Raw genomic sequence first — 17,345 nt, 5'->3', positions numbered from 1 at the left:
ATGCACGAGCTTGAAAAGTATTATCCCGGTGACGCGAGTTGGCAGCGGTTTGTCAACGTGTTCGGTAAATCAAAATCCAAGCAGGAAGTGCTGGATCTCGCGCAATCACTCAACGGTGACGTTGAACTGGCGACCGTGATCTACGAAGTTGTCGGTCCAGGCTACGACGGGTGGATTCACGAGAAAGTGCCCGCATTGGACGATCTCACGCCGGTCGAATGCATCCGCGACCCAGCGCTTACGAAAAGGCTCCGTACGGTCCTGATGAGGTTCCCCAGCTAAGCACTCGCATAGGGCCATCTAGCAGATGAGTTCTTTCACGGGGGCAAGTACCCAGTGCTCGCAAGCGGGGGCCAAATTGAGGCACGTAATTTCGCCACGTCGAGCATTCAGGTACTCGAAACATGAGTAGACCTTTGAGTCCTGGCGAAGCCAAATGGGACGCCGAAATTCGCACTCGCTTGCTGAAGCGTTGAACAAGAGCACGCTCGCCGACGATGTTCGCCACGAGCGTCTACCCGCCTTTGTCCGCTTTCGCGCGACGGGGGCTCCCAGAGCATGGGAGGTTTGGCGCCGGATCGTCGGAAAAGGCCAAAACGACGTATCGGAAATGTTGCGGACGCGGTCAATCAATTCGACGCTCTTGCGAGCCGGTTACTCCCATATGGGACTGCCGAAATGAAACCGGACAAGGCGGGATCAGTGCGATCTGGCAACCAAGGAGCGGGCGCTCGAGAAAATGACACCGGCTGAATCCGCTTCGTTCCGGTTCAAGTCTTCCGATAGCGTGCTCGCCGTCCTCCTGCAGCTCTGATTATCTACAGTGCCCGCCGGCGACCCACCGTCCTCGGTCGTTGGCCGTTGAGTTGGGTTTAACCGGGAACTGTGCCTAGAAGGGCTCATGCGCTGCAGAGCATAACGGCCAATCTTGTTCGTCTCCCGAGTCCCCGCCGATTTTTTCATTTCCGGTGACGTTGACTGCAATAGTGAACATTTCCTTACAGCGGTTTCACGCCCAAACGTTGATGTTCCCCCGTAGTCCGTAGCAGGTGTAGCATTTTTGCCGATATGCCCCTATATTGCGACTTCGCCCTGTCGTACCCAATCTCTCGAAGCTTGCGAATTTGACGACAACAACTATAATGTTGGCAGAGTCGCAAATTTTGGGAGGGCGTCATGATTCAAGTCCATGAGGACTCAAACGCGGACGTAGTGTTGAGCCTGCCGCTCCCGCGCGGCACCGACCCGGTCGTTGCTTCCTCGTTGCAAAAGGGGATCGAAGAGTTGCTGGTTGTCATTCTGGCCACACCTCAATGGGAAACAGGGCTTTTCCAGCGCGCGGATGAAATTGCTCAGGCTTTCTCGGGCCTGTCGGCGCCGGCGGCACCGTTGATCGAGGAGCGTATCCGGCGCCAGAAGACCATGCGTGACGTTTTCGGGCGGGGAGACTGGCTTACAGCAGAACAGATCAATGTGCTGCAGGCGACGCCGCCCGCCAACAAGGCTCAACCCGCGAGTGACTGGAAGCGGCGAGGGCGTGTCTTTGGCGTGACGTTCAATGGCAAGGAATACTTCGCGGGCTATCAGTTCGACGCGATGAGCCAGCCACTGCCCGTGATCAAAGACATCCTCGAGGCGCTTGGGCCAGTAGAGGATGCGTGGAAGATCGCCGCGTGGTTCCATTTCCCGAACGGATGGATAGCCGGGCGTGGCGCACACGAGGCTGAACCGGTTGCGCCGCGGGACGCACTCGACCGTCGTGATGACGTCGTTGAAGCCGCCCATCATCTTCACGGGGAGTACGTCGCCTGATGACCGGCCTGCACGTACCCGGCGGGGCGGAGCCATTCACCGTCCTGTCCATTTCCCGGGAGGATGTGCCCGCTTGGTATCACGCGTATTGCACCCACCCTTACGGCACTGCGTCGACCACGTTCTCCGAAGGCTGGGGCAATACGCGGTTCGCGCCGATCAATCTCCCGGACGGCTCGCCGGTCCACACGTGGTACGCGGCGAGTTCGTTCGAATGCGCCATCATGGAGTCGCTTTTCCACGATCTGACGCTCAATCCGCCCGGAGTGTTCGATTTGAACCGATTGACGCACTATCGGATCGCGAAGGTGCTTCTGCCTGACCCGATCCAGTGCGTCAGTTTCCATACGCCGTATCTGCCTGCCCTGGAGCTTGCGCGAGCCGATCTGATCGACAGCATCCCGGCCAGGTATCCGCAGACCCGCCAGTGGTCGCAGGCCGCGCACGATCAATGCCCCACGGCGGAGGGGATCGCGTACGGTTCCCGCCGGAATGACGCCGGCCGGTGCGTCATGCTTTTCGGGCAGAGGCTGTCATCACCAGGCCTCCACGTTCTCGGCGATGACTCACTGGCGGTCGATCCGCTCCGGAGCAAGGTACTACAGCTGGCGGACAGCCTGAAGATCTCCGTCATTTGACCGAAGGCACTCGCATGGGCACTCTTTCGAAGTTGCGCAAAAGCGAAGAGACACAGCCCATGCGATTCGTTGTCCGCGTCGAAGGAACTTGATCCAGGCGCGCTGTTCGGTACAGTGTTGATTCGATAGGCGCTAGGCGACGAAGGAAAAGGCAATGACGCTTCCCATCGAACCGCAGAAGAGGGTGAGGCGGATTCACGTTGCCAACGATACTGGAGAGCGATCGCGCTGCCGCTACACATCCCGGCCGAGCGTACGCGCGACGTTCGTTCCGCTGGCCGAGTTCATGGCATTGCCGAAGGAGGCACGGTGCGTCGAGTGCGAACGGAAGGCGAAGGCCACAAATGGCGGCGCCGTGCCGGCCATATAACGAGGAAAAGACGGGCACCAATAACAAGGAAATCACGATGGCCGGATTCAATTTCGCGTCGGTTCCTCAGCAAAAGCGTTGCCGGTGGTTTGTGCGGCAGGGCGCGACAACGCGCTTTGATCGGGGCTTTCGCTCGAAGGAAGCGGCAAGCAAATGGATCGACGCCTTTGGTCCTTCGTTGGACTGGCGGGTGGGCTTTCGATTCCGCCTCAAAGGCGACGTGACCGACGTTGAGATCATCGACAGGCAAGGGCAGATCGCCCAGCCATAACTAGGACGGAAAAATCAATGGACCTGTTCAGGTCGGCAGTACCGGCGATTGGCGACTGCGAGCGCAAAGGTCGCGCCGCATTTCGCAAGCACGGGGTCACGGGGCAAACGAAGCACGACTACCCCGACGGTGGCGTGCAGAAAGTGGCATTTCTCGATGGCTTCTCGCAGGAGAAGTTCCGGGCGAGCGAGCGTGCCCTCGATGAGGCTCGCGTGTATCACGCCCTGACGGTACGTGATGCCGCTAAGGATCGGGCGTGGGCCGAAAAACTCAGTTCGGGAATTTGTCATTGAAGGCTTATCTCGTAGAGGCCGGCAACGGCAGACGCTGATCGAGGAAAGGTGATGGCGACGCGCGGGCGAATCTTTCCGGAATTTTGGCTTGGCTGCGGATGCGGCGAAGCTGTGTTCGGGGGCAGCACGAAGCGCGAAGCATCTACCTTCGGTAAGGAGCATGGTTGGACTTGGACTCGCGCGACGGGTTGGTGCTGCCCTGCTTGCTCAGCGCCGCCCGCGACAGCGAAGGAATAGGGAAAAGCGTGACGAAACCTCACAGCATAGATGTGTCCTCGAGGGGAGATACCGTGTGGGTGACAGCGCACGATGGCTCGTGCGTTGGGCGCTTCAGCAAGCGCTTCGGAATCGATGTGCATCGAACCGTGGCGGAGCAACTGGAGGGGGCCGATCAATGCCTGCATTGTACGCATGAGCCAGCCGGGGACGCCGAGTGGAGAGCGTTTCGTGAGGCAGTTCTCCAACACCACGGGATTGATGCTCCAGTCGACGTGATCGATTTTTGAATCGGAAAGTATGAGCGACTTCTCAACTATCGGAATTTCGCGTGACTGCGAGCTTTTTCCCGCGGCAGCTCGCGCGGGCGGGTGGTTTCAGTCGAAGGATATGCCGGACGACGACGAGCTCACCTGTTGCGTTGATGGAGATATCGACGAGACAGGGTTGTTCGTCCGTATCGACACCAGGGGGCGATTCTGGAACTCGCACCTGACCGGCTGGATTCATCTGCTCGGCGAGCGTAGCGGGCTTGAGTTGGTATGCCGTTTCGTTGATGGCCGAGTCGTTGAAGTCCGTGACGGGTATGGCGTGATCATCCAGGATGGCTCGGAGTTGCCCGGTGCGTACTGGTCTCCGAGCGATTGGGTTCGGCTTTAATGGGAACGAGTCATGCCGAGGATTTGCCACGAATGTGTCGGCGAAGCTTATCTTTCCGCCGAAATCGCGCAATCTGGTGAGGTGGGCGCATGCGACTACTGCGGCCAGACGTCGCCATCCCTGTCTATCGACGACCTCGCGGAGCGTATCGAGACAGCGTTCGAAGACCACTATATTCGCACGCCGGACCAACCAAACTCGTGGCAGGAGCGCCTGCTTGCAGACAAAGAGTCGGACTACGATTGGGACCGCGAAGGGGTTCCGGTGCTTGATGCCATCGCCGACGCCGCGCTGATTCCTCAGGGGGCTGCGGAGGACGTTCTCGCAATCCTTGAAGAGCGCCATGGGGACTTTGACAAGGACGCCATGGGTGAGGAATCGGAGTTCTCATCCGACTCATATTATGAGGAACGAGGCCCCGATTATCGCGGGTGGCAAGACGAGTGGCTGGGCTTTGTGAATTCGTTAAAGACTCAAGCGCGGTTCTTCAGTCTGTCTGCCGCCAATCACCTCACAGAAGTCTTTGGCAATATCGACAAGCTCAAAACGCGAAATGCTCGACCCGTGGTCGTCAACGCTGGGCCGAAGACCTCTCTCGATCACCTCTATCGAGCCCGGGTGTTTCAGACGGATGGCTCCCTTGAAGAAGCTCTGCGCCTGCCGGACCGCCATCTCGGATCGCCGCCGCACAACATGGCGCGAGCCGGGCGAATGAACGCTCAGGGAATCTCAGTTTTCTACGGCGCGACCAATGGGTCGGTGGCGATCGCAGAAGTGCGCGCGCCGGTTGGAAGTAGAGTCGCCGTCGCGAAATTTCGCATTACCCAGCGCTTACGTCTCCTCGACCTCACGGCGTTGAAAGGCGTACACGTCACGGGCAGCATTTTCGACGCCTCGCTGAAACACCGCCTTGAGCGGGCCGCGTTCCTGCGGACCCTAGGAATGTGGATGGCACGGCCTGTAATGCCAGACGATGAAGCGATCGACTATTTGCCGACCCAGGCGGTCGCCGACTTCTTGGCAATGATGAACGAGCCGCGCCTAGATGGGATCGTCTTCCCTTCTGCTCAAACAAAGGCCGGGCGCAATGTGGTCCTATTCCATCACGCTGCCAAGGTGGCGGTCTCAACACTTTCGAAAGATGCGGAGATCACGGTCAACTTGGGACAGTGGAGTGATGATGGCTGGGAAATCGACTATTCAGTGCTGGAAGAGATGCCACCACAGCCAGTACCCAAACGATCAGATTCTGATGGAGGGATCTTGGACACGCTGTCTGAATATTCCGCCGAGCCGCCGCGGTGGGACGACGATTTCCGCGAAGCGGCGCTCGAAATCGAACGGGATTCGGTGAAGGTCCACCACGTGAACTCAGTCAAGGTTAGCACTACGTCCTACTCCGTTCACCATTTCCGCGTTGAGAAGCGAACACCAAAGTTCTAGCAACTCTCGCGGTACATCTGATGGGCGCAGACAATGGCGACATGATGCGCGAGCTCGACCGCTTGGTGCGCGAGATCGACCCGCAATATCCAAAGCATCGGCAATACCGCTTTGAAGCGTGTCCTGCCGGCCTTGCGATCAACGGCGAAGTCTATTGAGGAGCGATCCATTGGCTGCTTCCGGACAGGGCGAACTGAACACGCCTGGAATGGGGGCAGCCACGACGAGACGTCTAGAATTGGCCGAGCGAGTCAATAGAATGAGAGCATCGAAATAAGAGGGAGAGTTTTGATGCGGAACACCACGGTACTGGCCACGAGGAAGGATTTCAACCCGTTCACGCTCGCGCTCAAGGCGCGCTGCGAGGCCGAAGGGGAAGTGCTCGTGCGCATGCGCAATGGCGACTACTGCAAGGTCGCCTACCGGCCGGCCAACGCCGAGGATTACACGGGCGAGGCTTTCCACAAGACGGATCACTCCGCATACTGGGATCCCAACGGGGAATCCATCACCAGTTCAGATTTTGATATCGTCGAGCTCGTCGACGCGCCGGCAACGGCGCACACGAAGACGATCACGATCGACGAATTCCGCGACGGTGCCCGCGATGCGGTTCTGAATGCGCTCGACACGTACATGCGAGAGCAGACCGGCTGCGATAACGCCCGCGGCGCTCGCGATGCGGATCTGCCGCAGTTGTTCGCGGGCATCGACGCCCACATGGACCGTGTTGCGGCACGCCTCAACCGCCCCGACAGCGACGAGGTCGGCTCGGCCTACCTCTCGATCTCCCCCTGAACAGGCACACCCGTCGCGGCGATCATCGCCGCTGGCGGGACTTCGCGACCGAATGATGTTGAGCACCTATTCCATGACCCGCGCGGTTCGCTCCGCCGGCGAGCAGATCCGAGCACGAGCGTTACTGCTCGTCATGTTCGTCGGCTCGATGTGGCTGACGTTCTTCCTGACCGTTGCCATACCGGGGCTGCATCTCGACCGGCATGGCGTCGTTCCGCGCACGCTGAGCGGTCTGCAGGGCATCCTGTTTGCTCCCTGGCTGCACGCGAACATCGGGCACATCGCAGCGAACACGGGCGGCCTGCTGATCCTCGGCTGGCTGGCCATGTGGCCGCGCATCTCGAACTTCTACGAAGCCCTGATCGGCTCGATGCTGGGCGCCGGGCTCTGCTCCTGGCTTTTCGGCGCGGCCTGGTCCGACCATATCGGTGCCAGTGGCGTCGTGTTCGGATTTGCCGGATACCTCGTCGGGCGAGGGATCTACACGCGCAACGTCCTCGCGATCGTGATGGCGCTGTTCGTCGTCGGCACGTATGGCTTGAGCATGCTGCTCGGTGTGCTGCCGATCTATCCCGGAATCTCGTGGCAGAGCCATCTGGGCGGCGCGATCGGTGGATTTCTGGCAGCGCGTGGCTCCCATCCCGAGCGCTCGTAAACGAATCCGATCAGGAATCTCAAAGGAACCCCATGAACCTCGCTGTTATGAACGAGAGGCAGGCGACCCCTAAGATCATTCATTGGGTCACCGCGGCGATCGCAGTCATTTCCACGGCAACTGCGTACGCTGGCGCACCTATCCAACCGGTCAGCATCCAGTCGGAGACCCCGATCAGCAAGGTCTTGATCGGAAACTCGATCGGATGGCTCGTCCGCGTCCGTGACGATCATCGGGTGGTCACGATCGAGCGAAATGCGCAGTATGCGACGGCGACGGACATGATTTTCGTGACGTCGACCGGGCTCGTGACCTACGACATCGCAAAAGACGGCCGGGTGGATCTGAACACCGACCGACGGATCATGCGGAACGGTGGCGCGCTCGAGCTCGCGCCGGTGCGGGTATCGGTCCTCGAATTTCCGGACATGGTCAAGCAGGTCGAGTGGACGCGCCCGCTCGCTCTTCAGGTTCAGGCCGTGATCGATCATCACTACGTCGCCCTGAAGTACGCGCCGATGATCGGCGGTCCGAAGATAATCGGGCCACGCCGCCTGACGATCACTACCGAATCCGGGAAGTATTCGTTCGACGTGGTTGCGGGAACCAGCGGGGCGCCGGTGTACCGGGTAGTCGACGGGAACTGAGACTCTGATAGTTTCAGTTTCTCGTCGAGCGAATCGCTGGAGGCGATCGCGGATAGACTGAGCTGATAAAAACAAACGGCCCGCTGCATGCTCCCCTGAGGAGTGCCAGCGGGCCGTGCGGCTTGATCAACGATCGATCAGTGCATCGTGGCGACTCCGTAGCCGATGACGATCAACACGGTGCAAATCACCTGAATGATCAAGCCCTTCCACCCGGCTCGCTTCAGGTTGAGCCCCATGAGCTCGGAAAGCCTGTACCAGATCACGATCGTGAAAATGAGACCGATGAAGGTCAGGTCCACATGCCTGTTGATCAGGCGATCGATTCCGATCAGGATCGCGAAGACCACGGCGTTTGACAGCAGTAGGGCAAGTACGTCGCGTGTATCCGGCTTGTGGATGGCTACGCCTAAAACTCTCATTGAATATCCCCGAAAAGCAGGTCACCGCGCTCTCTTCTGACGGCCTGGTGGCGGCATTGTACCCAGAAGCCGTCATGCCCTCTATGGGCGCTTATTGCGGCCGTGTAGCGGGCTGCACCAGCGCGTAGTCCTTGAAGTCGTACGGGCCGAGAGAAGCCCGGAAAACGGTCTTGTTGCCGTCCTGGATGGGCGAGGCAAGTTCCTTCTCCGCCGAGTAGGCGTTGGCCCAGTCGACGTAGATGCTCCCGTTGTTGCTCACGGTTCGGATGACACCGTGAACCTTCGGATCGTGAACATTGAAGATCTCGCGGCCGCGCATCGTTTCGACGTACCAGGGAAGCTGATCGAGATGGATGTTGCCGGCTTCTCGGGACGCCTTGATGGTCTTCGCCCGTGCGGCGTCGAATGCTGCGCTATCGAAGGGAGTATTCGGGGCGGCCGGCGGCGTGCTCACATGCGGTTGATCGGGCAGGACGGTTTCGTATGCGACGTCGGTCATGGGCTGGCGCTCCGGTGAGGAGAGGCCAGAGTGCCATGCCAGCGCGCCATTGCAAGACGGTACGTGGCAGACCACGTTTGGCTTTCGGCGGCACATCTTCTTCCCACGGTTGGCGTGGCGAAAGATGCCCCGTATAGACCCTGATTCAGCGTTTCTGACGGGCCCTGCGGTCAATAACATCCAGCTATCCGGCCGCGACTGATGACGTCTGGCTATCTGGCCGGTCGATTTCTGGAACGGAGCCCTTCACATGAAACGCAGCTTTCTGGCCACGCTGGCTGTTGCATTCTCCCTGGCTGTTTCTCCCGTCACTTGGGCACGCGGAGGCGGAGGCGGGGGTGGGGGCGGTGGCGGCCACTCCGGCTTCAGTTCAAGCCATTCCTCGTCCAGCTCGCACAGTTCGTCGAGCGGTAGCAGCCTGGGCAGCGGCTTCGGCAGCTCGCGTTCGAACGTCTCGAGCGCGAGTCCGAGTGTCTCCCGTCCCAGCTCGTCGCTCGGCACCGCGCTTTACAACAGCCAGGCGTCGCGGCAGGCCGCTGCCACCTACAACCGACCGGCACCGGTCTACACAAACGCTGGCGGCGACGGCGACTATTCGGGCGGTACACCAACGGGGAACCGCTACAACTCGCCTGCGCCGATCGTCGTGCACCACTACGACAGCTCGGGAAGTGGCAGTAGCAACTTCCTGTTCGGATGGATGCTTGGGCATGAAAGCTCGCGCTCCGCTCCGGTCGTGATCGAGCAGCAGCCGTCCCAGCCGGTCTACGTGCAGTCTGGTGGCGTCGCGGACACTCGTTTGCAGTCGCCGGGCGCGGTGTCGTCGGCTGGTGCGCAGCCGGCAAGCAACGCTGGATCGTCGACGGACGCAGTAGCGCCGACCGTAGCCTATACCGGTAGCCAGATCCTGCACGTCCTGCTGTGGATCGCGGGTATTGGTGTGATCGGGTTCGCATCCTACAGGCTCTGGACCAACTGGTCGGTCCGCAAGGACAGCTATACCGCGACGAACCACTACAAGCTGTGAGGAGGAACGGGAAACCAAGTCGGTAACGCCGGTTTGCCGTTTCCTCCTCATGGCGACCGATGCACATCACGATTCAGGGACATCAATGAGCCTCTTCAATCTCGCCAGCCGCATTGTCGACCAGAAGCTGGACGACGCTGCTCGCGCCCATGCCCCGAAGCTCGACCGCGTGGATACGGGTCTGCCGTTCAACGCGCAGATCGGCGCGCTGCTGGCGATCCCGCGCGCTGAGTTCGCGCTGCTGGACGCAAGTCTTCTGTATACGCCGAAGGACGCTCAACTGCCCATCGAAGCGGCAAGTCGTCTGCATATGAACGGCGACGAGGACCTCAAGCTCTTTCGGCTCTACACGTCGGTAGGTGAGAACCTGCTCGGCATCGGCGGCGCGTTCCTGCAGGTGCTCTGCGGCCCGGACAGCCTCGAGGATATCCGCGACATCGCGTATTACCAGTTCCTCACGCGCCAGTTCCCGGTGACCGCCGAGGAACAGTCGCCGTTCCGCGGCGAAGGCTTCGGGCTGGGCGAGATGGACTACTACATGGCGGAAGACCAACTTTCGCAGATCAACGGCATGAGCGATGCCCGTCTGGACGCGCTGCTGCCCGGCGACGTCGCAGACCTTCATTTCACGCGCGAGGGCGGCGCGGGCCAGTACGTGTCTCCCTTCCGTGCAACGGAGAACCGGCTGGACGACGCGGTAGGCGATCGCGGAATGAAGAAGGATCTCTCGTTCATGCAGTACACGCGGACGCTTGCTGGCGGTCAGTCTGAACGCCTCCTGATCTCGTTCGAAAACGTGCGCAGTCTCGACGGCCAGCCGTCTGCGGCGGTGTACGTCGATTTCCTGGCCGGGCTCGCGCTCGACCGCAATAAGGTCAAGGTGCTGTAGCGCCGGCCATTTCACTTTCGCCATCCCTTTCAAGGAGTTTTGCACATGTCTGGTTGGAGCCTCACGGCAAACCTCATCAAGAAGCATGTCGGTGTTCTCGGCGACAGCATCGCCACGGCCATCGCCTCGTTCGACCCGGAAACCGCGACGCAGGTGGACCGGGACAATCTGGCCGCGAAGCTGCGCGAGGTCGCGATGAAACTCGCCGACGCGAAGCACAAAAACGCGGCTGCGCAGCAGGCGGCAACGGATCTGGCGACGAGCATCGCGACCGACGAGAAAGCGGCCGAGATCCTGATCGCGAAGTTCGACAAGAAGGAGATCGACGAAGCAACGCTCAACGAGTTCACGAGCAACCTCGAATCGAACAAGGCGAAGCTGCCGGGCCTGCAGCAGGATGCGGCCGCCACGCAGCAGCTCGTCGACACGCTTCAGGACATCCTGAACACCGTCGAGAAAAACCTCAACGAATTCGACGCCAAGGCGAAAGCCGCGATCAGCAGCCTCAACCAGGCACGTGCGGATGAAGATCGCGCGAACCTGCGGCGCCAGGAACAGGACGAACTGAACGCGCTGCGCTCGGGCACGGGCGGCGCGTCGACGGGGCTCGCCGCGCTGAACCGGGCGGCCGACGCCGCACGTGTGCGTGCGGATGCCGCGACGACGATTGCCGACATCGGCCAGAAGCCGATCGATCGCCAGAATGCCGTTGAAGAAGCTCGTCGTATCGCCGCCGGCGGCGCGGACCCGGCGACGGAGTCGGCCGTGGAGCGGCTGCGTCGAGTAGCCGCGGCGGGCAAGTAGGCCACGCGGCTGCAGGACGGCCGGGCGATGCCCGGCTGTTTTCATGATCGAATCTCCGGTCTGTATTCGGGGTGTTCAGCGCGATCGCGGAGTGCCGGCGCGCACGAATTTCCTGTCGGGAACCGGTGATATACTGCGACCCGTTTCAAGGGCAGCTGGGCCGCAACCAGCCAAATCTGACCTCTTGGTAGGCCACGATCTCATTTCACCGCCCGCCGGTGACCATTTCTACCCTTGCGGGGCTCGCAGCCCTGCAAGGGCTGCCTGCTTCGCTAATTCTCAGGAGCAGGAAACATGACGAATCAGCAATCGTTCAGCAAGATCTCGGCACAGCCGCAATCGCCGGTCCTTGATCATCTGGAGTGGCTCGCCGGCCTGAAGGAAGGCGATCGCGTCGAGGTCCCGTATTCTCTGGCGACGGAGGATATCAAGCGCATGACTGTCGTGAAGAACGATAGAGCTTGGATCCGATTGCTTCCCGACGGATACGAGGACACCGCAGAAAATACGGTACTTGTAGACGCTGTTAGCGGCTTTGTGCGCTACGGGGGAGTGCGTATCGTCCCACTCGGCACTACGGTCCCTCTCGACGATCGGGCCAGCGTGAAACTGCTGGAACCCGGAAAGAAGTACGTGTTCTTCAACGAGAGTGACAGCTGCATCACGACCTGGTGCGCCGAAGGTCGAGTCGACAGTCCCGTTACTCACTACCTCGAGTCGGGTTTTCAGCCCACGCATTGGTGCGAAATCCCGAGCGAGTCCGATGCGCGATGGCGTGAGGGCAATCCTTGGGACGACGCGGATGCCCAGGATGTTGGCGTACTCACGCTAAGCCGGTTCTATCCGAGCGGGCGCCTGACGGTCTCTTGGGAACGTAAGCGTCCAGATTCGAGAGCGGACGTGAACCATCCCGTGTTTGCGGGAGCTCACGCATGGATGCTGGTCGACGAACTCCGAGGCTCAGTGTTTCAGGTTCCGGATGTGCTTCGGAAACCATCGGGAGAGGCGTTCATTGGTCGAGTCCAAAATGTGTTGAGCATCCACGGATGGGAGAAGGCTGACGGTACGGCAATCGCCCGCAAGAACTTCGCAACGGCCGTTTGCATAAAGGAGGCTCTCGTGTACCTCGCCGATTTTGCTGGCGAGAACTACATGCTCCAAGGGTCGTACTACTCCGAAGGACGCAATCAGTTGGAGGGGCACTCCGCACTGGTTCCAAAGGCGAGCGATCCGGAAGCTGCAGCCGCCATCGTGCGCAAATTTGCTGAAAATGCGGACAGGGTAGTCGGTGAGACCTATGCCGCGCGACTCGCACGTCCACGGCAACTGTCGAACAGCATCGACAGCGATGGTCCGGCCGAAGCAGGGCAGGTGCGTAACGAGCCGGATGCGTTGACCATTGCGTACCTCGCCATCGGTGCACGCGACGTGCTTCGTGAAATGCGAGGGCAAGGTCTCGACGTCGATTTGGATTCGTTCCGCGGCGAGACCGGGTTTATTGACGATGTGGTTGGCCACGCGTTGTTTGCTGATAGGGCTAGCGATTGGTTCGATGCGAACGATGGACATCCTGGCGTCTTTGTTTATGAAGTAGCAGAGCCTTTCGGCGACTCTCTCGCTCGCTCAATGATCGCCAACGGCGAAACAGTCTTGGAGCCAGGCCCGATCTTGCGCGATATTCTCGCCAAAGCGGGCTACGAGTCGACCAGCACCGAGAAAGCCTTGGAAAACGCCTATAAGGGTAAGGATCTCGTTCAGGCTTCTCACGTCCTTGCGGTTTCGGAAGCCGATTTGAAACGATCGAGCCCGACTGGAAAGACGACCGGCGTTCGGAAGTCGGTGATCCAGTTCACGGTGCTGCACGACGACGGGAAGGATCTGTCGTCCATGTCAGTGGAGGAAATCGGTTACGAGTGCCGCGAAGGCGCCTATGTTGGCGGCGGGCTCTCGGTGGTATCGAGCGGTGTCCTGACGCGTGAGCTTCTTGACACCGAAGCGGCAAAGATCGGCGCGGATCCGACCTTCTTCGAAATTGACTCAGCCGATGACGAACGGTCGCCGAGCAGGTAATCGATCAATCTGAAACACACCCACCGCGTATCCCCTGACGGGGGTACCGGTGGTTTTTTTGTCGCGAAATTGCGAGGAGCATCGAAACCGTCTACCGTCACATCGCCGCCGGCGGCGCGGACCCGGCAACGGGGTCGGCCGTGGAGCGTCGGTGTCGAGTGGCGGCGGCGGGCAAGTAGGCCGAGCGGATGCAGGACGGCCGAGCTATGCCCGGCTGTTTCATGACCGGAGAGCAGCAGCAGGCGCCTGAAGCAGCGCGGCGCCGATGGGAAAAGGCTATTCGACGATTTTCCCAGCCAGAAGCTTGAGCGTGCTTACGTTCTCGGGTGAGGCCCGCACCCATTTACCGGCCTCGTTGCCCTGCCATACGTCGCCGGTTTCGAGATCCACCGACAACCACTTCGACGGGACGCGGGAGGTGATTTCGAGCGTCGTCATTGCCGTTTCCGCAACAGGCCGACCGTCGATCAGTTTGCGTGTCACGCCCACGAAACGCCAGTGGACATGCCCCGACTTGACCAGCATCATGTCTTTGCGGGCTTGCTTCATGAACTGATCGGCCGCCTTGATGGCGACCTCGCGTTGATCGCGCCTCACGCTATTCGCGAGGAACTCGATCACCTGCGAGCGGCGAATGTACGGCTGTTTCGCGTTCAGCGACATGAACATCGCCCAGGCGGATTCGAGCTTCATTTCGGTTTGAGTCTTGGGCATGGGAATCTCCGGTCTGGATTAGGGGCTGCTCAGCGCGATCGCTGGGCACCGGCGCGCACGAGCTCGTCGCGCATGGCAAGGATGCGAGCGATCTCATCGTCGCTGTGCGGCGTGCCGCCGCGGTTGAGCGCCAGGTAATGCTCCAGCACATCGACCTTGTACTGGAAGCAGAACACGGCGAAGCGCAGACGGTAGGCCATGCCCTTCGGCGTGAACGAGGTACCGGCTAGGTCGTCGAGTGAGAACCCGAACGGATGAACGTTGCCCGCCATGAACTCGCGGACGGCCGTCAGCCGCTGCAGGCCGTCCATCACCTGAAAACCGTCCGGCAGATCGCGATCCGAAGCCAACAGACGCGATTCGAAGGTCGGGCAGTTGAACTGGATCGTCAGGCCGGCGGTGGATATCGCGCCGCGGAGAACACCCTCGACGTATGCTTGTTGCTGCGCCGACGTCCAGACGTGCCCGCGCTGGTAGTCCGGGTTCAATTCCAGACCGTAATCCTGGGTCATGTCGGCAAGCGTCTTGTCGAGCATCCCCCAGTGGGTGTCAACCTCGTAGCGGGCCTGAGCTAGTGGCCGGATGATCGCGAGCAGTTCGTTGTTGGTTTTTGGCATCGTGTCGGTGGTCGGAATTCGGTTAGGAGGGCAGTGCGGCGCCTAGTTGTGTCGCTTGAGCCAGCGTGCCGCCAGCTTCGTGGAACAAACGTGTTCCCAGATCCGGGCCCGATGCTGATCGGTCAACGTTGCTGCGGCGAGAACGTCTTCCCAAGTTCGCATTGCCGCGTCCACTGTCTCGGTGATGGTCTTGGACAACGCCGCTTCCGGCAGTCCCCAATGGTTCGCCCACTGGCGTACGATGGCCGGCGAAATCTCACGGGTCTTGGTGCCGTCGACCAGCTTCAAGCCGTGCCCGGTCGAGCCGTTCCATGCGCTGTACGCGACGATATCGTAGGCCGGCGAGAGTGACGCGGCGCGAGGTGTCCTGTACAGCAGACCGAAATTCTTGAGATGTGCGTCCGGGTTGCCGAGCAGTTCGTTGACGGTCAGCCTGCGCAGCATCTCGTGCACATCGTCCTCGTCGCGCGTTGAGCGCGCGAGCAGCACCAGGCCGAGATCCGCATAGGAGAGCGAGTACTTGTTCTGCGGAAGCGTCGACGTGACCTGAGCCATGTCCTCCGCGTGCAGTCGGCCGTTCGGCGTGCTGGCGTCCCGGTCGAAGCGATGCACCAGCAGGAACCGGGTGGAATCCTCCCGCATAGCCTCGTGCAACTGGCCGGCGATCTCCGTCAGCGGAAGCAATTCGTGCTCGCATGTCGTCACTCCGGCCGCCCGGGCAAGGTTCAGCGAAGCATGCTCGACCTCGGGCATCTGTGGGAAATCGGACGCCGGCAGCTTGCCGATGTAGTGGCCGCCGTTGTTCTTCGAGCGCATGACGTACCGGCCGCCTGGCTCGCGCACCAGCGCGACCTTGGGCTGCACGCCGGAGAGCGACGTCGATTCAGGCGCCGGCATCTGCGCTGAACTCATCTCGAAGCTGTCGTTGCCCTGCGTGAGCAGGCGTCCGAGCTGCTGTTCGGTGAGCGTTTCCTGAACGGCCTGGACGTTGCCAGGCAGATCCGATCCGCAGTAGGCGAGCAAGCCGAGGCTATCGCGCTCTTCGATGCCGGCCATCTCGATCAACTGGCGACGCAGCCGCCCCTCAGGCAGCAGGTTCTCGAAAAAGGGCGGCAGGCCGCGCTTGCCGTCGCCGCGCGTTTCCTCGAGCGCCGGGTCGAGCAGTTGCGATCGCGTCTCTGCTTCGGTTTCCGCTTCGAAAGCCTGGGACAGAACCGGGCGCTCGGCTTCGGGCAACATCGCGTAGGCTTCGTCGAAGCGGAAGTAGCTGCGGCCGTCGTCGAGCTCAAAGAGCGAACCGACGTTGACCATGTCGATGACGATGCGCAGGGAACGGACAAGACTCATGGAACCTTCCTGCGGCTCAGTGGCGGAAGAAGGAGCCGTCTTCGATCCACTGGATGAGATCCAGGGTTAGACGGAAATCCCCGTACGCGACGGCCGCTTCCTGCGTGGCCAGCGGCCCCGTCAGTTGCGCCGTGCCGTTGTTCGGGTTGAACCCGTGCTTTTTCTGCAGCGCCTCGGCTCGACGCTCGAGGGCTGCGATCATGTTCGGCTTGCTGAATCGTTCGCTCATTGTCATTTTCCAGTGCGGATATTAGGGCTTCCTGCTTCGGGCTCTCAGCCCAGGTCTTACTCCTTTGGCTTGGTGCGATCACGCCTGGTGGCCAGAAGCCGCTTGAGCGCTCCACTGCGAAGGTTCGTATCGCTGCCGACCATCGGGGCCAAGCCGCGCGGCAGGACGTTCAGATCCAGCTCGAGGACGTGGCAAACCGCCAGCAGTGTGCTGAGCCGGGGATTTCCGGTCCCGGATTCGAGCTCACGCAGCGTGAGGCGGTTCACGGACGCCCGGTCCGCGAGCTCGCTTGCGCTCATCCCGCGGGCTTCGCGAGCCCGCCGAATGTCGGCGCCAAGAGTGGCTGATGTGGCCATAATAGTAACCAAATTGGCTGGATGGTTATCATAGTAGCATGGTTGGTAAAATAACCAAGTCACCATGATTGGTTGCTATATCTACCGCTGGCGGGAGGCGGAAAAGCGACTCCGGACTGGATTTGTGCGCGCAGACGCCGATATCAGAGAAGGAGGGCCAGAGACTCCGAAGTGGAATCGCGCGGCTGGCGACATAGGCGGCAGGGCATGCGCGAGGGCTAGAACCGTTGGGCTGCGTCGTTAGAATTAGCATCGATAGAGGGAGCAGCTAACCATGACTACGAGGTTGACGAAGGTCGCTGGGAGCGAGAAGTCCGCGCATCAGCAGGTCCACATGGGCGAAACCGCCATCGGGGAAATCTGGCGCGAGAAGGTCAAGGTCGTCGTGAGCAAGATCACGGCGCCGCAAGTGAAGGCCGAGCGGTGGCGCTGGTTTGCGAAGCAGGCCGGCACCACGATTACGCTGGGTCGCGGCACCCGTGCAGCCATGCTGCTGGGCCCGGGGTTCAAAACGAAAGACGAGGCGATCGCCGTCCTGGTGGGGACGACTTCGCGCGGCGACGCTTGA

The 17,345-nt window shown here is 60.8% G+C and carries 24 protein-coding genes; 17 read left to right on the top strand and 7 right to left on the bottom strand.

The features are described 5' to 3' along the window. The 12 genes from G3O06_RS05545 to G3O06_RS05490 all read left to right on the top strand — a co-directional run bounded on the left by G3O06_RS05545 (window position 1) and on the right by G3O06_RS05490 (window position 7,803). On the top strand, window positions 1–282 hold the full coding sequence (locus tag G3O06_RS05545; RefSeq protein WP_205815335.1) for a hypothetical protein: 282 nt from the start codon (window positions 1–3) through the stop codon (window positions 280–282). An 894-nt stretch (window positions 283–1,176) separates the two neighbouring features. After that, complete coding sequence (locus tag G3O06_RS05540; RefSeq protein ID WP_205815334.1) at window positions 1,177–1,812, top strand: hypothetical protein; 636 nt, start codon at window positions 1,177–1,179, stop codon at window positions 1,810–1,812. Further along, on the top strand, window positions 1,812–2,450 hold the full coding sequence (locus G3O06_RS05535; RefSeq protein WP_205815333.1) for an RES family NAD+ phosphorylase: 639 nt from the start codon (window positions 1,812–1,814) through the stop codon (window positions 2,448–2,450). Before G3O06_RS05540 ends, G3O06_RS05535 begins: the two co-directional genes overlap by 1 nt. 154 nt (window positions 2,451–2,604) lie before the next feature. Continuing rightward, window positions 2,605–2,820 (top strand): hypothetical protein, encoded by a 216-nt coding sequence (locus G3O06_RS05530; protein ID WP_205815332.1) that lies wholly within the window; start codon window positions 2,605–2,607, stop codon window positions 2,818–2,820. A gap of 37 nt (window positions 2,821–2,857) precedes the next feature. Next, window positions 2,858–3,091, top strand: coding sequence for a hypothetical protein (locus G3O06_RS05525; protein ID WP_205815331.1), 234 nt, complete (start codon window positions 2,858–2,860; stop codon window positions 3,089–3,091). 17 nt (window positions 3,092–3,108) lie between these two features. Continuing rightward, a complete protein-coding gene (locus G3O06_RS05520) occupies window positions 3,109–3,384 on the top strand; it encodes a hypothetical protein (RefSeq protein WP_205815330.1) in 276 nt (91 codons plus the stop codon). 516 nt (window positions 3,385–3,900) lie between these two features. Beyond that, window positions 3,901–4,260: a hypothetical protein gene (locus G3O06_RS05515; RefSeq protein ID WP_205815329.1), complete on the top strand. Its 360-nt coding sequence runs from the start codon at window positions 3,901–3,903 to the stop codon at window positions 4,258–4,260. 12 nt (window positions 4,261–4,272) lie between these two features. Then, window positions 4,273–5,703 (top strand): RES domain-containing protein, encoded by a 1,431-nt coding sequence (locus G3O06_RS05510; RefSeq protein WP_205815328.1) that lies wholly within the window; start codon window positions 4,273–4,275, stop codon window positions 5,701–5,703. A 20-nt stretch (window positions 5,704–5,723) separates the two neighbouring features. Further along, window positions 5,724–5,861, top strand: a complete 138-nt coding sequence (locus G3O06_RS05505) for a hypothetical protein (RefSeq protein ID WP_205815327.1) — start codon at window positions 5,724–5,726, stop codon at window positions 5,859–5,861. A gap of 133 nt (window positions 5,862–5,994) precedes the next feature. Next, window positions 5,995–6,501 carry a hypothetical protein gene (locus G3O06_RS05500; protein ID WP_205815326.1) on the top strand — a complete coding sequence of 169 codons (507 nt, stop codon included), beginning with the start codon at window positions 5,995–5,997 and terminating at the stop codon, window positions 6,499–6,501. A gap of 52 nt (window positions 6,502–6,553) precedes the next feature. Next, window positions 6,554–7,156 carry a rhomboid family intramembrane serine protease gene (locus G3O06_RS05495; protein WP_241019528.1) on the top strand — a complete coding sequence of 201 codons (603 nt, stop codon included), beginning with the start codon at window positions 6,554–6,556 and terminating at the stop codon, window positions 7,154–7,156. Window positions 7,157–7,188: 32 nt separating this feature from the next. Next, a complete protein-coding gene (locus G3O06_RS05490) occupies window positions 7,189–7,803 on the top strand; it encodes a hypothetical protein (RefSeq protein ID WP_205815325.1) in 615 nt (204 codons plus the stop codon). Window positions 7,804–7,940: 137 nt separating this feature from the next. On the opposite strand, the gene G3O06_RS05485 is transcribed toward G3O06_RS05490, so the two are convergent. Both G3O06_RS05485 and G3O06_RS05480 read right to left on the bottom strand, forming a co-directional pair. Then, window positions 7,941–8,225, bottom strand: coding sequence for a hypothetical protein (locus tag G3O06_RS05485; protein WP_176000180.1), 285 nt, complete (start codon window positions 8,223–8,225; stop codon window positions 7,941–7,943). 91 nt (window positions 8,226–8,316) lie between these two features. After that, window positions 8,317–8,724: a hypothetical protein gene (locus G3O06_RS05480; protein WP_205815324.1), complete on the bottom strand. Its 408-nt coding sequence runs from the start codon at window positions 8,722–8,724 to the stop codon at window positions 8,317–8,319. 250 nt (window positions 8,725–8,974) lie between these two features. Between G3O06_RS05480 and G3O06_RS05475 the strand changes: the two genes are divergently transcribed. The 4 genes from G3O06_RS05475 (at window position 8,975) to G3O06_RS05460 (ending at window position 13,514) form a co-directional block, all read left to right on the top strand. Further along, window positions 8,975–9,751: a hypothetical protein gene (locus tag G3O06_RS05475; protein WP_205815323.1), complete on the top strand. Its 777-nt coding sequence runs from the start codon at window positions 8,975–8,977 to the stop codon at window positions 9,749–9,751. Window positions 9,752–9,836: 85 nt separating this feature from the next. Beyond that, window positions 9,837–10,640: a DUF2491 family protein gene (locus tag G3O06_RS05470; protein ID WP_205815322.1), complete on the top strand. Its 804-nt coding sequence runs from the start codon at window positions 9,837–9,839 to the stop codon at window positions 10,638–10,640. Between the two features lie 45 nt (window positions 10,641–10,685). Continuing rightward, the gene (locus G3O06_RS05465) at window positions 10,686–11,444 is read left to right on the top strand and encodes a hypothetical protein (protein WP_205815321.1); all 759 of its coding nucleotides are present in this window, start codon (window positions 10,686–10,688) and stop codon (window positions 11,442–11,444) included. Window positions 11,445–11,738: 294 nt separating this feature from the next. After that, window positions 11,739–13,514, top strand: coding sequence for a hypothetical protein (locus G3O06_RS05460; protein ID WP_205815320.1), 1,776 nt, complete (start codon window positions 11,739–11,741; stop codon window positions 13,512–13,514). A gap of 276 nt (window positions 13,515–13,790) precedes the next feature. Here the strand turns inward: G3O06_RS05460 and G3O06_RS05455 are convergent, their stop codons facing one another. The 5 genes from G3O06_RS05455 to G3O06_RS05435 are packed head-to-tail and all read right to left on the bottom strand — an operon-like array spanning window position 13,791 to window position 16,777. Next, complete coding sequence (locus G3O06_RS05455) at window positions 13,791–14,228, bottom strand: hypothetical protein (RefSeq protein WP_205815319.1); 438 nt, start codon at window positions 14,226–14,228, stop codon at window positions 13,791–13,793. A gap of 29 nt (window positions 14,229–14,257) precedes the next feature. Beyond that, window positions 14,258–14,845, bottom strand: a complete 588-nt coding sequence (locus G3O06_RS05450; protein ID WP_205815318.1) for a DUF262 domain-containing protein — start codon at window positions 14,843–14,845, stop codon at window positions 14,258–14,260. 42 nt (window positions 14,846–14,887) lie between these two features. Beyond that, a complete protein-coding gene (locus G3O06_RS05445) occupies window positions 14,888–16,192 on the bottom strand; it encodes a type II toxin-antitoxin system HipA family toxin (RefSeq protein WP_205815317.1) in 1,305 nt (434 codons plus the stop codon). Window positions 16,193–16,208: 16 nt separating this feature from the next. Next, window positions 16,209–16,421, bottom strand: a complete 213-nt coding sequence (locus G3O06_RS05440; protein WP_205815316.1) for a hypothetical protein — start codon at window positions 16,419–16,421, stop codon at window positions 16,209–16,211. Window positions 16,422–16,477: 56 nt separating this feature from the next. Continuing rightward, complete coding sequence (locus G3O06_RS05435) at window positions 16,478–16,777, bottom strand: helix-turn-helix transcriptional regulator (protein WP_277403690.1); 300 nt, start codon at window positions 16,775–16,777, stop codon at window positions 16,478–16,480. A 274-nt stretch (window positions 16,778–17,051) separates the two neighbouring features. Between G3O06_RS05435 and G3O06_RS05430 the strand changes: the two genes are divergently transcribed. Next, window positions 17,052–17,345, top strand: a complete 294-nt coding sequence (locus G3O06_RS05430; RefSeq protein ID WP_205815314.1) for a hypothetical protein — start codon at window positions 17,052–17,054, stop codon at window positions 17,343–17,345.

The organism is Burkholderia sp. Ac-20345 (assembly GCF_017104825.1).
Classification (GTDB): Bacteria; Pseudomonadota; Gammaproteobacteria; order Burkholderiales; family Burkholderiaceae; genus Burkholderia; species Burkholderia lata_B.
Note: the sequence above shows the minus strand (reverse complement) of the source record. Positions and strands in the feature narration are given on the sequence as shown.